This is a genomic window from Niabella aurantiaca DSM 17617 (assembly GCF_000374125.1).
Classification (GTDB): domain Bacteria; phylum Bacteroidota; class Bacteroidia; order Chitinophagales; family Chitinophagaceae; genus Niabella; species Niabella aurantiaca.
Genome location: NZ_KB893625.1, coordinates 549,904 through 563,722, shown reverse-complemented (window position 1 = coordinate 563,722; position 13,819 = coordinate 549,904). Strand labels below are relative to the sequence as shown.

The following is a 13,819-nucleotide window of genomic DNA, read 5'->3' as shown; positions in this document are numbered from 1 at the left end:
TTAAGTATAAGATTTTAGCGGTGATATCGGCAATCATTATATCTTGTGGTATTTTAGTCCTTTTTTCAACTAAAATCGATACGCAATATAATTGCAAAAGGTAGAAAAAACAATTATTTTGCGGAATTTTTGCGGATATTTATTTTATTTTACGCAAACAAACCGACTAAATAAGGAAACGATTCTTTTAGAGACCGCATAAGAAATACAATTAATTTTTTAAAAATCAATTGTTTACGAAAAATCAATCACACAGGGGCTGTAAAAATGAATTTTTGCGGTTTTTATATGCAACTGGATTGACAGTTTACCGGATGATTTCATTTTCAAAATACCTACAACAATGATCCTGATTGCAGACGGAGGCGCCACAAGGACCTCCTGGAGTTTTCTCAATGACCGGGCGGTCTTTAATTTTGAAACAGAAGGATACCACCCTTTTTTTGTAGACGCGGGGTATATGGCACAATCTTTAGAAAAAGCGCTGCCGGACACACTGGCCCTGCAGCGCGATCAAATAAAAGAGGTTTGCTTTTACAGCGCCGGTTCCGGTTACTCAAAAGAAGCCGATGCGGTTTTGGAGAACGGGATCGCGGCAATATTTCCCAATGCCGGTATTTCTCTTGAAACGGACCTGCTGGCGGCCGCCAGGGCGCTGCTGCAAAAAGAAGCGGGCCTTGCCGCCATACTGGGAACCGGCAGCAACAGCGGGCTCTATGACGGAACCCGGATCACCTGCAATATCGAATCCGGCGGGTTCCTGCTGGGCGATGAAGGAAGCGGGGCCCATCTTGGAAAGATGGTCATTACCGGCTTTATCAGGGGCGATATGCCGGACGGTCTTAAAAAAAATTTTGAAGGCCGGTACAAGCTGGCACCCGAACAGCTGATCAATGAAGTGTACACTTCAAAAACGCCCAACCAGTATTGTGCCCGGTTTGCGGAGTTTGCCGGTGACCATATTGACGATCCCTATTGCAGGGAGCTGGTCATTGCCAACTTCGACGATTTCTTTAAAAAGATCATCACCCATTATCCGGACTATCAGAACCATTCCATCAACACAGTGGGATCCGTAGCCTATCACCTGAAAGCTGTTTTTGTTGAGGTGGCTGCCCGGTACGGGTTAAAGGTGGGCAATATATTGCGTTCCGCTATTGAAGGGCTTGTCCGTTATCATCATTATATTCTTTAAAATCAAAGATCAGTTTCAACTGTAATAAATCGCCGTAAAGCTTATTTGCATTAAAAGGATTTAGCGCAGCCTGCGGCCCCTGCTGGGTATCGAATTTTGTTCCGATCGCATTGATGCTGTGTAAAAAAGAAAGATCACCGGGCGGGTATTCGATTGCGGTTTTACCCGGAAACTTTGGTACACCCGGGGTAAACATGCGCAGGAAGATATCATCCGATGCCACATACACAGTAAAGCCTTTGCCAGCTGCCGCGCCGATCTCCGCCCAGTATGTGCCTGAATGATACCCTTTAAATTCCGGATATACAAAACCCGATTCGCCGGTAATGGTATTGTTATATGCTTTTTCCCAAAGCCCGAAAGCAGCGCCTTTCAGCCTGTTCTTATATACACGGTAAGGCCCGTTGCCCAGCCAGCGCATTCCGGTCACTTCCTTTTCAGGAAAATCAAAAGAAATACCGGCAAACAGGTTATTGTTCTTTGGCTCATAATTCACTTCGAGCCGCAGCAGACCATCGGCGGTAAGGATCCATTGAAAATTGTTGCCGCTTTCATATAAAGCCGAGAGGTACACGGTATCCTGCCGTTTGTACCCCGTTACATTTTTCAAGATCTGCTCCCTGCTGATCAATACCGGGCCGTTCGACAGCGGGATGACCGTACCATTCCTCATTACACGGGTGAGCAATGCCGTCTTCTTATCAAAGTGGAATTGAAGCGCCCCTATGGTTGCCAGCCAGTGATCGCCGGCATCCGAAAGCTGCGGGACTCCGTAATGGGTTATGGGAAGCATTGCAGTAATGCTTTGCTGCGCTTTTTTTACCGGCCATGTCCATTTATTGATCAGCCGTCCATAGGGATCCGTCGCCTTTATAAACAGCGCATCATATTGCTGCCAGTCCTGGGGAAGCGGCACCTGTAACACCGCTTTCTGTCCCGGCCCGGCTACGACATGCAGCTGTTCCGTTTTGCTTGTCGTCGTTTTTCCTTTCCGGCCGGGATAAGGATAGATGATCCAGCCGGCCTCTATACGGCATTGATCCAGGTTTGTAAAATCGTACCGGTTCTCAATATGAAACTGCCCGTTAAAATCCGGAGTAATATATCGTTTCTCAAAAAACAACGGTGCCCATATTTCCCGGACCGTATAGTAACTTCCTTCCTTTTCAAGATAAGGCCCCAGGATGCCATCCGGTGCATGGTTCCCATCCGTATCCAGGCTATCCTTCCGATCCCTTCTTTCTAACGCTTCATCGGCATAGACCCAGATAAAGCCCCCTGCACAAAGTGGATCATCCCACATTTTCTGCCAGTAATCTTCCAGGCCCGCTCCTGCGCCGCCATCATACAGGCCATGCAAAAATTCCGTAGGTAAAAATATTTTTCGCCGGCTGTGGTTATCATGTGCCAGGTAATTGTAGCTTATATAATGCGCAGTATTGAATTTCCCGAACTGCTGCCAGGGATGCAATACCTCCCTCCGCTGGATATCGAGCTTACCAAACACATCATCCAGCTTATAATTATTACCGCCCTCATTGCCATTATCCCATAATATAATACCGGGATGATTGACATCTCTTGTGACCATCTCCGTCAATAGCTTCAACCCGGTCGTATCATCATAAGGCGGCTTCTGCCAGCCGGTCAGCTCATCCAGAACAAAAAGCCCCAGCGAATCACAGGCATCCAGAAAATGTTTCTCGGGCGGGTAATGCGACATCCGCACGGCATTCATGTTCATGTCCTTTATGGTATTCACATCACGGATGCTCAGGGCTTTTGAAGAAGTGCGGCCATACTTCGGATGAAACGTGTGGCGGTTGACCCCTTTTAGCCGGACGCGCTTCCCGTTCACATAAATACCGTCCTCCGCGCGCACCTCCACCGTTCTGAAGCCAATGGTTTCTTCATAATGATGCAGCAATTTTCCCTTCCGGTCCAACAACTCGAACGCAGCACGATAGCGATTGGGAAATTCGGGCGTCCAGGACAGCACATTGCGGACCTTACCGGCAACGCGTACCGTTGCCCCATCGATCGCCGCGGTCAGAACAGACGCTTTCATCACGCTGCCCCGCTTTACCGGCAACGGGGTCAGCTTCACCCGTACCTGAGCCGCCTTTTGGAAATTGGTCAAATAAACATCGGAAGCAAAGGTCCCATCCCCTCTGGCATCCACCGCAACGCGCCGGATATTTACCTCAGGCTTCGCTTCCAGGTACACCGGCCTGAAAATACCGCCAAACATCCAGAAGTCTGCGGTACGCTCCGCTTCGTTGACCGAAGCATTATCCGAATTTTTTTTCACCTGTACCTCCAGCTCATTCCTGCTTCCGAACTTCAACAGGTCACCGATCGCATACCGGAACTCATAAAAGGCGCCCTGGTGCACCGGGCCGGCCGGCTTCCCGTTGATACGGACCGCGGCATCGGTCATCACGCCTTCAAAAACGATATGGACGTCCCGGTGCTTCCAGTCTTCCGGAACGGTAAATGCGTACCGATAGGTGCCGGTTTCGTTCAACCGGTCTTTTAACGGAACATGCCCGTAATTGTAAGCGCCGAATCCCTGTTGCTCCCAACAGGAAGGCACCGCAATGGTGGTCCACTTACCGCTGCGCTGTCCTGCCGAACAAAGAAAATCCCAGTCAACGGTGTTATCCGCACCGGTGCCCGATAAATATTTCACCTGCGTTTCCTGTGCCCGCAGGCTGGTCATGCCCGCAAACGTCAAAAACAAAAAACAAACAGAACGCGTTAATTTCATTTGTATCTTTTTATTCGGATCATCATCAAAAAATTTCAGCATCAGCCATGGCGCATGTTCCCGCGCCCTGTTTCATCATCCTGTCATTTGCTATTCCCGGTGATTGAAATCATTGGGCACTAAATCCAGGCTACCCAGGAAATCCATACAGGCGGCTTTGGCAGCGTAACTTCTGCCCGGCATTGCACGGCATTGCTGAACCGGTTCAATAAACGGTTTCTTATCATGACTATAAAGCAAAAAATTTAGGCTCATCAGCGCCCAATACTGATTTTCGCCCAGCAGATAGCGGGTCAGGCAATCCTTCGCTTTGGCATCCTGATCCAGTTCGTAGAGTATGGCGGCAGCCGTTACCGCCACCGGCGGATACACATCATCCAGCAGCGGCAGCAACCGGGCCTTACGGGATTTTAAGGCAGCCAGCGGTTGCGCGCGCAGGCCGGTCACCGCCCAGTAACGAACGATCCTGCCGGTATCATTCAACAATGCCAGCTGCTTTTTCAGCGCGTCTGCAGTGCGAAACCCGGACAGCGAAGCCGCGGCATAAATCTTATGAAAGGGATATGCATTTGCGTCTAAACGATATTCATACGGCGTGGTATATGTTGAAAGGGTATCCATCTCTCCTTCGGGCAGGAGCAGAATATCTTTGACTGAAAGCATTTCTTCTTCCAGGTGACCACGCATTTGCTGCAATCGTGATCGCATATCCGTTGCTGCCGAAAGATTCCGCGTCTCCCAGGGGTCCGTTTTTGTGTCGAACAAAAATTCGGCGGGCCTCGGCTCAAACAAGCTTTTTTGCAACGGATCCAGAGCGCCTTTCTCCAGATCACTTCTCATCAGCTGCTTGATGGCGCCGATCTCCATATACCGGATATAACGCAATTGCGGCATCCAGGACATAAAATTCCTTGCATAGAAATAGCGGCCATCCGTTACGGCCCGCACCAGGTCCGGGCCATTGTCCGACCTGTCTGAAGAAAGCACCAGGTATTCCGGCGCTTTTGTTCTATCGGCACCCAAAAAAGCCCTTCCCGTCATATGCGCGGGCTTTATGCCTCCGGCCAGTGAGATCATGGTTGGCGCAAGATCTGTAAAATCGATCAGCTCATCGGTAACGATACCCGTGCCCCAGGGGGATAACTGCTTGTACATCTCGGGGAACCAGATCACAAAAGGAACCCGAAAACCGAAGTCGATACCGTTCGTTTTTCCCCGGGGTATGCCCTCCCCGTGATCACCATAAAAGACGATAATGGTGCTGTCTGCCAGCCCATCTGCTTTCAGCCGCGCCAATAATTTCCCGATCTGTTTGTCGGTGAGCGAAAGGGAATTGTACACCCGTGCCATTTCCCTTCTCATTTCCGGCGTATCGTGGTAGAAAGGAGGCATTTCAAACGCGTCATCGGCAATGATCGCTTCTTTATCAAGGTTACTCAAAACGGCTTTTACATAACGATCGTAAGGGTTCGTCATGGTATTGGACTGGTGCGATGCATTGAAATTAAAAACCGCGAAAAAGGGTTGACCCGGTTTCCGGTTCCACCAGCCTGCTTTTCCGCTGCTTTCGTTCCAGGCCTCTTTTATATAGGCGGGCTCTTCTCTTATATTGTAATCCGTCTTAGCCGCATTGGTGGTGTAATAGCCTGCCTGCTGCAGATAATACGGAAAACCTTTCATAAACCCGGGCACCGGGAAAGCGCTGCGGTGATGCCCTGTTCCCGTACAATAGGTTTTTACACCGGTAATGATCGCCGTGCGACTGGGAGAGCAAACCGTACCCGTTGAGAACGCATTGGAAAACCGGACGCCCTGTTTTGCCAGCTGGTCTATATTGGGGGTATGTGCCGTCTTATTGCCATAGCAGCCAATGAACTCCGGCGAAGTGTCTTCAATGGTGATCCAGAGTATATTTGGCTTTTGCTGCGCCCACCCTGTAAGGCCCCTGCAACAAATCATTAGCAAAAGACAATATTTCAAATATGGATTCATACAATTTTAATTAAGCTTTTATTGAACCGTTAAGAAATGAAGGTCGTTACATGACGCTAAACTTCCCAATGATCCGTTATACAAAACACCTGCGAAGCTCCGCTAACCGTCGATAAGATCCCTTTCTCTGTGTCCGCACAGGCCAGGGGCGAAAAGCCCGTTTGTATCTCACGAAGCGGATAAATATTATTTCCCCGCTTCAATATATTGCTTATTCATATTTAATACTGTTTTTTTCTGGGTTCAGTTTTTGCATTTTCCCTTTATATGCAAACACCCCGCTCAATCCTGGGGCAGCATTACTTCACCTTTTATTCCCTTTGCTGACCGGGCCAGGTCTACTGATATTTCACCGGCCGGACGCGGCATTTTTGCTTTTACTTATTCCAGGTTGCCCAAACAGGAGCAATACGCACCGACCGGAACCCCGGGCTGGCCGGCTCTATTCCGCAAACAAGTGCCAACAGATCATAATTCGGACTGGCGCTCCAGGCATGGCAATCGGACCGTGCCGGCCCCGGCTTTTCAGCAAAAGTAGTCAATCTCCGCGCCAACATGTCTTCCAGGGTTGCAGCATTTTTAAATAATCACTGCCTTGGCCTGTTTTCTTTAACGCCCGGAACAAATAAAAGCGGTAATACAGGGTGGCCCGCACCAGGCTGGTATCGGTAATAATTTTATTAAAAAGCGTTGCCTGCTTTTCCGCAGGCAGGGCATCCTACAGGATGGCCATCATATTGGCAGGCCGGCTGAAACTGCTATGGGTGATATCATCTGCAAACAATTGTTTGGGCTCCTCCCAGCATTGCCTTCTTACCGCGTTCAGCAGCGACTGATACAGGGCGGTATACAGCTCGATTGATATTGCCACTACAAATTTAAAAAGGATCCTGTTGCGATTTCTGACATCCCTCACTGGTCATCCGTCTTTGTTGTCAGGCCTGCCGGAAGATCATTTTACCGGCTGCAGCCAGATCGCCTGTCCGCCGGAAGCCGGCAGCGGCGTATCGATCACGGATGCCGCATCTACCACTACCTGTTTTATAGAAACCCTCGTGCGCACCGGCGATGCCGGATCGTCGTAGTAGATCTTCGCCCGGTATTTCTTTCCGGGAGGAAGGAAGGAACAGGAGATCCGGAGTTTCCGGGCATCGTTGTTGGTAATGCTTCCCACAAACCAGTCTTTTTTACTTCTGCGGGCAACCGTCACATATTGACCAATGGCGCCATCCAGCACTCTTGTATCATCCCAAACAGTAGGGACCCGGTCAAAAAATTCAAGCTCAGGTTCGTCCCGCGAATCTTCCGGCCGGTCGTACCAGTACATGAATTGCAACGGGCTGTAATAAACCACCGACAAGGCGATCTGGTGCGCGGAAGTCGTCTTTAGCACACGCGCATTCTGCGTCTTCGCCAGGCTGGGTTTTAATTCCGGGCGGTGGTAATAGCAAATGGTATAGTCTGCCGGTCCGCATAAGAACCGGGTAAAGGGCAGGATGGTGTTATTGGTAGCATCGGGCATTTCTTCATTGCCCCTTACGCCCTCCTGCGTCAGCAGGTTCGGGTAGGTTCTGCTAAAACCCGTGGGGCGGTATTCGTCGTGAATATCGACCATCAGCTGATACCGGGCGCATTTTTTTACAGCCTCATGCAGCCAGCGCGTCCAGCGATATGAGCCTACGTTTACAAAACCGAATTTGATCCCCGCGATCCCCCATTGGTGATACAGGGGCAGCAGCTGGTCCAATTGCTTTGCCAACGCGATCTGGTTCACATATAAAAAAACGCCAATGCCCCGTTGCCGGGCGTAGCGGATCACGTCCTCCATGTTCAGCTCATTTACAGGGTTGCGCAGGGGGTCCACATTGACCCTGGAAGCATCGGCAGCGGAATCATACTCATGGCCATACCAGCCCGCATCAAAATGAATGTATTGCAAATGCCGCTTTACAGCAAAATCTACCAGCTTCTTTGCCCCGGATGTAGACAGCGTTATTTCGCGCATTACTTTTCCCGGCCGTATCCAGGAGGTATTTGCTATTTCATTGGGCGGGTTCAGGTTCAGGAACAGGTCGTTGTTCTCCAACAGTGCCCCGGGTTTTTCAGCCAGCAGGATCATCCGCCAGGGTGTGGAAAACGGAATAGAGCGTTCTACCGCATCAAACATGGCGCAGGCAATGGTATTGGGCTTGCGGGCATCCAGTACAAATTTTGTACGGCAGTAATCCACCACCCCTGCCCCGGCCAGCGCTGCATACAGTCCGTTACGGAGCTGCAATGTAAGCGGGCGTTCTGCTTCTCCCGGCCACTTGTTCAACGGCAGCAGTTGGTAGGCAGCCTGGGCTCTGCCCGCGAACCAGGCAAGTGTGCCTTCGGGCAACTGAAAGGTGGTCAGATCCTTTTCAATGCGCAGGCGCTTATCCGGAAACGAATCCTTAAACAGATACCTGAAAGCAAGACCTTCATTATAGGCGCGCACTTCGATCTGCAGCTGCTGACTGGGCACTTCCTTCTTCCCGAAGGTGTAGATCCTCGCATTGTAATGATCCCGGATCACGCTGCGCTCTCCATATACCGGTTTCCAATCCGTATTGTTCCGGACGGACCGGGTGTCTTTGAGATCCAATCCATCTGCCCAGCCATCAACGCCTAATGATGAGGACAAGAGCACCGCCTTCTTTTCATAGGTTAACCGGTACGCCGGGCTGCCATTGTCATTGAGCTGCAATCCAAAAACAACTTTCCCGTCGGGTGATGCAAGCGGGCCTTTTTGTGCCCATATACCCGGCGCGGAAAGCCCGGCCAGCATCAAAAATAATATTCGCCGGTAAGATATAAATAAGGACTTCATGTGCATGCCGTTTCTTGTTTTTACAGATAGAAAAGCCCCTGCCGCAGTACAACCGGTTGCTATTCCACTGCAAGGGTCGTTTTTGCCGGTACCAACCCGTCTGAAAGGGCCTTTACCGTTACCGTTCCTTTAACGCCTTTTTTTGCTTTTACAATAACCAGTGCCATTCCATTATAAGTGTTCCTTTCGGGACTTTGAAAGGATTCGAAGCTGGTAGCATCCCCGTTATCCGTAGCCACGATCTCTCCCGGGCCCTCCACCACAAACCGGATCTTCGGATGCGTGCCGGGCACCGTCAGCCCTTCCTGATCTTCCACCCGCAGCGTAATAAAAGCCAGGTCATTTCCATCATTGGCTATTTTTTTTACGTTGGCGGCTAAAGCGAGTTTTGCCGCCGCACCGGTCGTTTTCATCACATCGGTTGCCCAGTGTTTGCCGTTCTTATAGGCCACCACTTTCAATTCGCCGGGCGTATAAATGACCTGGTCCCAAACCAGGCGAAAGTCTTTCGAAGGCATTTTCTTTTTACGTCCCAGGCTCCTGCCGTTCAGGAACAGCTCCGCCTCATCACCGGAAGTATATACATGCACCGGCACTACCGAGTCCGTACGCTCCTTCCAGTTCCAGTGCGGGAGTATATGCGCCATCGGCAGGTCCGGCCGCCAATGCGACTGATAAAGATAAAAACGATCTTTTGGAAACCCAGCCAGGTCAATGATCCCGAAATAACTGCTGCGGGAGGGCGGTTTATTTTTCTGCAGTTCAGCCAGTGCCTTTTCCAGCTCAGCACGTTTTGAAGGATCATTCCTGAAGTTCAGCAAATTGGTTTCGTCGGAACCATAAGGGGTCGGCTCACCCAGATAATCAAAGCCGGTCCACACAAACTCACCTAAAAGATGCGGGTATTTTGCATTGGTCCGGAACTGCTCATCCGGCGTGCAGCCCCAGCCCGGATGGTCCAGGTCATAGGAACTGATCTGCCAGTTCCTGCGGTTCGTTCCAAAAAAATATTCTCCCCGGGAGCTGACGCAGCTGGAGGTTTCGCTGCCGATAGTGGGCATGCCGGCATAACGCGGATCTGCATCCCATTTGGCCTGTTGTCCAAAAAAATAATTCACCCCCATCAGGCCCAGTCCCTGAACCGCCCCCGAAGACCTGCCTCCATCGGGATCGTTATAGCCATTGGAAACCGGTCGGGTGGGATCTTCCCTGCGCATGATGTCCGCCAGCTCTTTGGTCATCGCTACATCCCGTTGATCCATTACTTCATTGCCGATGCTCCAGATAAATACGGAAGGATGGTTCCGGTCGCGGCGCACCAGGGCCACGAGATCTCGCTCATGCCACTCGTCATACAGCCGGTTATAGTCGTTCTTTTTCTTGCCATGCTTCCATGCATCAAAAGCTTCATCCCAAACCAGGAGCCCCATTTCATCGGCCAGGGCCAGCAGCTCCGGAGCCGGCGGGTTGTGGGAGGTACGGATGGCATTCACCCCCATTTCTTTCAGCAATGCCAGCTGCCGCCGCAGCGCGCTGGTATTGATGGCGGCGCCCAATGCTCCCAGGTCGTGGTGATTACAAACACCCTGGATGGGCACCCTTTTCCCGTTTAGCAGGAACCCGTTCCTTGCCGTAAACTCCAGGGTCCTGATGCCGAATGTTGAATAATAGGTATCGGTCTTCTTGCCGTTCACCCATACGGAGGTCACGGCAAAGTAGCGATGGGGTGCTTTAAGACTCCATAACCGGGGATGCTTTATTGTAACCGACATGGCTACAGGATCTTTCTTTCCCGGTTGAAGGACCAATGTCTTATTGGGAACGACAGCTACTTTTTTTTGAAGCGCGTTGCCCCTGCCCGCTTCAAAAATATCGGTCCGCACCATTGCTGTTACGGCCTTCTTTCCTTCGTTGGCAACGGTTACGGACACCTCTACATTGGCGGATGCTGCCGTTACTTGCGGTGTGGTAATATAGGTACCCCAATGATCCACATGCACCGGATCTGTTTTTACCAGCCATACATGCCGGTAAATGCCGGCACCCGGGTACCAGCGGGAATCCCATTTTTCGGTATTCAGCTTCACCGCCAGCACATTTTTCTTTCCAAATAAAAGATACGACGACAGGTCCATTCGGAAAGAAGTATAACCATAGGGCCAGGTGCCCACATAATGACCATTGAGCCAGATCTCCGCGTAGGCCATTGCGCCATCAAAATCGATAAATATTTTTTTACCGGCGTCCGCAGCAGGAACGTTAAAATATTTGCGATACCACCCGATGCCCCTCCAGGGCAGCTTTCCCGTTTCACCTGCCAGCTCTATGCGGAAGGGCCCTGTAATGGCCCAATCGTGCGGCAAAGAAACCGGTTGCCAGTGCCGGTCGTCGAAGCCCGGTGTTTCGGCCTGCGATGGCTCTTCCAGCCGTGTACCGTCCGGCTGCAACCCATACCGTTTAAACAGCCACCCGTCGTCAAAGGGCTGCGTATGTGCATTTCCCAAACGGGTGAAGGCCGGTTGTGCAAGCCCCGCCTGATACAGCAGTAAAGTAAAAAAAACAGCAGCCAACCAGCGGGCCAGGGAAAGAGAACGCATGTGCAAATTGTTTATGTTTATAAAAATCTTTTTTAAGATCTCCTATTCCACCACGATCTCATCGCAGAACAGCCAGGCAGCCTGGCCTTCGCCCGGGTGTCCCTTCGGGCACAGTCCCAGGTTCTTTGCCGTAATGCGCAGGTACCGGAATAAACGCCGGTCAAAGCGGGCGGCAAAATCTTTTGTTTGTACCGCCGGATCGGCCACCGGTACTGTATTGGATACCGTAGTCAGTTCTGTATAGTTCCTGCCATCGCCGGACACTTCAAACTTTACCCATTGCGGAAAAAAGATCCATTGACCATAGCTTTGGAGACAACCCAGGCTTACCTGACCGGCCTCTATGGGCTGGCCAAAATCGATCGTTGCTTCCAGGTCGCTGCCGTTAAATGCATGCCATTGCCGGCCGGCATCCTTTGTGCCGCGCAGGCCATCCGTCAGCGTTGCCGGTCCGTTGGCGGGATAATACTTACTATAGGCCATTGCGTATTGCACCTTTCTGCCGGTTGCCTTATTAAAGGTAAATACCTGCTGTGCCGGCTGCACATGTACCATGCTGTTGTTGATGGCCAGGCCGGCCTTCAGTACGATGGACCGGGTTACCGCAAAGGGTTGTTCATAGTGCTGGCTGCCGGTACCGGGATCGGATCCGTCCGTGGTATAGAAGATCGTGCCGTTCTCATTTTCGGTTTCCAGCCGTACCATCAGCTTCCCGTTGCTGATCTCCGGTTTAATATCTACCCTAAAATTGCCTTTGGAGTAGCGGATCCCCTTTTGATCAAATGTAACCAGGTGCGCCTGCAGCCGCTGGTTAAAGTTCTTCCAGTTGCGGGCGGTTTTCGGGCTCCACACCACTTCGGAGAGGGCCAGCATCCGGGGAAGGATCATGTATTCTACACGGTCAAAGGTCTGGATCTGCTCTGTCCACAGATTGGCCTGGGCGCCTAAAATATATTTCGCTTTCCCGGCATATAGTTCTTCCGGAACCGGTTCATAGCTATATACTTTCTTTAGCGTATTGAACCCGCCAAACGCCGGGGGCTCTGTTTCGGAGTCGCCCTGGTAGTAGTCAAAGTAAAGCGGGCCGGTCGGGCTCATAACCACATCATGATTCATCTGTGCCGCCTTGATACCACCGGATTCACCGCGCCAGCTCATTACGGTAGCCTCCGGCGCCAGCCCGCCTTCAAGGATCTCGTCCCAGCCGATGAGCTTGCGCCCATGGGCCGACAGGAATTTTTCCATACGGCGTATAAAATAGCTTTGCAGCTCCTCCTCATTCTTCAGTCCTTCCACCTGCTTCCGGCGCTGACACCGCACACAATGCTTCCAACTGGTCTTGTCTACCTCATCCCCGCCTATGTGTATGTACCTGGAAGGAAAGAGCGCCATCACTTCTTTGAGAATATTCTGCAGAAATACAAAAGCGCTGTCATTGCCCGCACAATAATTCGCGGCAGCATCTTTTCCATAAAAACTGCCCGGGTCCTGAAAAGAGGCCCGGTGCGGCAGGCAGGAGTATTCCGGATAAGCGGCCAATGCTGCTTCCGAATGTCCGGGCATTTCAATTTCCGGAACAATGGTTATATGCCGCTGGGCTGCATACGCTACAATTTCCCGGATCTGTTCCTGCGTATAATAACCGCCATAGGTGGCTTTGCTGCGGTCCGCATCAAATTGAATGCCGGCCCAGTTCCAGGGTTTGTTATAATCACTGATCCGCCAGGCAGCCTGCTGTGTGAGTTTGGGATACTTCTTTATTTCGATGCGCCAGCCTGCACCGTCTACCAGATGCCAGTGGAATACGTTCATTTTATAGGTGGCCAACAGGTCGATGAATGCTTTGACCAATTCCGGTGAAAAAAAATGACGGCTTACATCAAGCATCATTCCCCGCCATCGAAACCGGGGAGCGTCCTCGATCTCCATACAGGGGATCGCTATCTCCTGGTTGGTACGGATGGCCGGCAGCGTCTGTAACAGCGATTGCATTCCATAGAACAACCCGCTTGCACCGGCCGCCTGAACCAAAATGGCAGCAGGCTTTACTGATAACCGGTACCCCTCCTCCGGAAGGTTTCCCTGTTTTACGATCTCAAAACGGATGGTCTTTGAAGCACCGTTTGCCGGTGCTAAAGAAAGCCCGCTTACCTGGCGTACGCCCGTTCTGAAAAAACGAACGATGTCCTGCACCGCTTTTTCCCTGGAGCCGGCAATCAGGGCAACCGTTTGATCCAGCCGGAAACTTCCGCCCGTCAGCTGCAGGTGCGCGGGTTGCGGAATGATCGACGGACCGGTCTGCGCCGGGGCAGTAAGAGGCGCCAAAAAAAGGAACAGGAACATCCATGGGAACCGCTTACTGGTCATTATTGTACTCATATTATTTTTTTACCTGGTGCCTTGCCGGCAGATCT

Annotated in this window: 7 protein-coding genes; 1 reads left to right on the top strand and 6 read right to left on the bottom strand. The window is 51.2% G+C overall.

What is annotated here, in order from left to right; genetic code table 11:
- The first annotated feature begins 343 nt into the window (after positions 1-343).
- Positions 344-1,195, top strand: a complete 852-nt coding sequence (locus B160_RS0102295; RefSeq protein WP_018626239.1) for a hypothetical protein — start codon at positions 344-346, stop codon at positions 1,193-1,195.
- On the opposite strand, the gene B160_RS28230 is transcribed toward B160_RS0102295, so the two are convergent.
- From B160_RS28230 to B160_RS0102255, 6 genes are all read right to left on the bottom strand, one after another.
- Positions 1,155-3,965: a glycoside hydrolase family 2 gene (locus B160_RS28230; protein WP_071596994.1), complete on the bottom strand. Its 2,811-nt coding sequence runs from the start codon at positions 3,963-3,965 to the stop codon at positions 1,155-1,157. The two genes, B160_RS0102295 and B160_RS28230, sit on opposite strands and share 41 nt — an antisense overlap.
- Before the next feature lie 90 nt (positions 3,966-4,055).
- Positions 4,056-5,957, bottom strand: a complete 1,902-nt coding sequence (locus tag B160_RS28225; RefSeq protein WP_157557857.1) for a sulfatase-like hydrolase/transferase — start codon at positions 5,955-5,957, stop codon at positions 4,056-4,058.
- Between the two features lie 718 nt (positions 5,958-6,675).
- The gene (locus B160_RS31505; RefSeq protein WP_157557856.1) at positions 6,676-6,828 is read right to left on the bottom strand and encodes a hypothetical protein; all 153 of its coding nucleotides are present in this window, start codon (positions 6,826-6,828) and stop codon (positions 6,676-6,678) included.
- Between the two features lie 81 nt (positions 6,829-6,909).
- Positions 6,910-8,808 carry a glycoside hydrolase family 97 protein gene (locus B160_RS0102265; RefSeq protein ID WP_018626233.1) on the bottom strand — a complete coding sequence of 633 codons (1,899 nt, stop codon included), beginning with the start codon at positions 8,806-8,808 and terminating at the stop codon, positions 6,910-6,912.
- A gap of 59 nt (positions 8,809-8,867) precedes the next feature.
- Positions 8,868-11,405: a beta-galactosidase GalB gene (gene galB / locus B160_RS0102260; protein WP_018626232.1), complete on the bottom strand. Its 2,538-nt coding sequence runs from the start codon at positions 11,403-11,405 to the stop codon at positions 8,868-8,870.
- A 42-nt stretch (positions 11,406-11,447) separates the two neighbouring features.
- Entirely contained in the window at positions 11,448-13,784 is a 2,337-nt protein-coding gene (locus B160_RS0102255) for a glycoside hydrolase family 20 protein (protein WP_245562136.1), read from the bottom strand.
- Between the last annotated feature and the right edge of the window lie 35 nt (positions 13,785-13,819).

Coding starts and splice junctions, on each gene's coding strand:
- B160_RS0102255 (WP_245562136.1), bottom strand. CDS start 13,784: ATGAGTACAATAATGACCAGTAAGCGGTTCCCATGGATGTTCCTGTTC.
- B160_RS0102265 (WP_018626233.1), bottom strand. CDS start 8,808: ATGAAGTCCTTATTTATATCTTACCGGCGAATATTATTTTTGATGCTG.
- B160_RS0102295 (WP_018626239.1), top strand. CDS start 344: ATGATCCTGATTGCAGACGGAGGCGCCACAAGGACCTCCTGGAGTTTT.
- B160_RS28225 (WP_157557857.1), bottom strand. CDS start 5,957: ATGAATCCATATTTGAAATATTGTCTTTTGCTAATGATTTGTTGCAGG.
- B160_RS28230 (WP_071596994.1), bottom strand. CDS start 3,965: ATGAAATTAACGCGTTCTGTTTGTTTTTTGTTTTTGACGTTTGCGGGC.
- galB (WP_018626232.1), bottom strand. CDS start 11,405: ATGCGTTCTCTTTCCCTGGCCCGCTGGTTGGCTGCTGTTTTTTTTACT.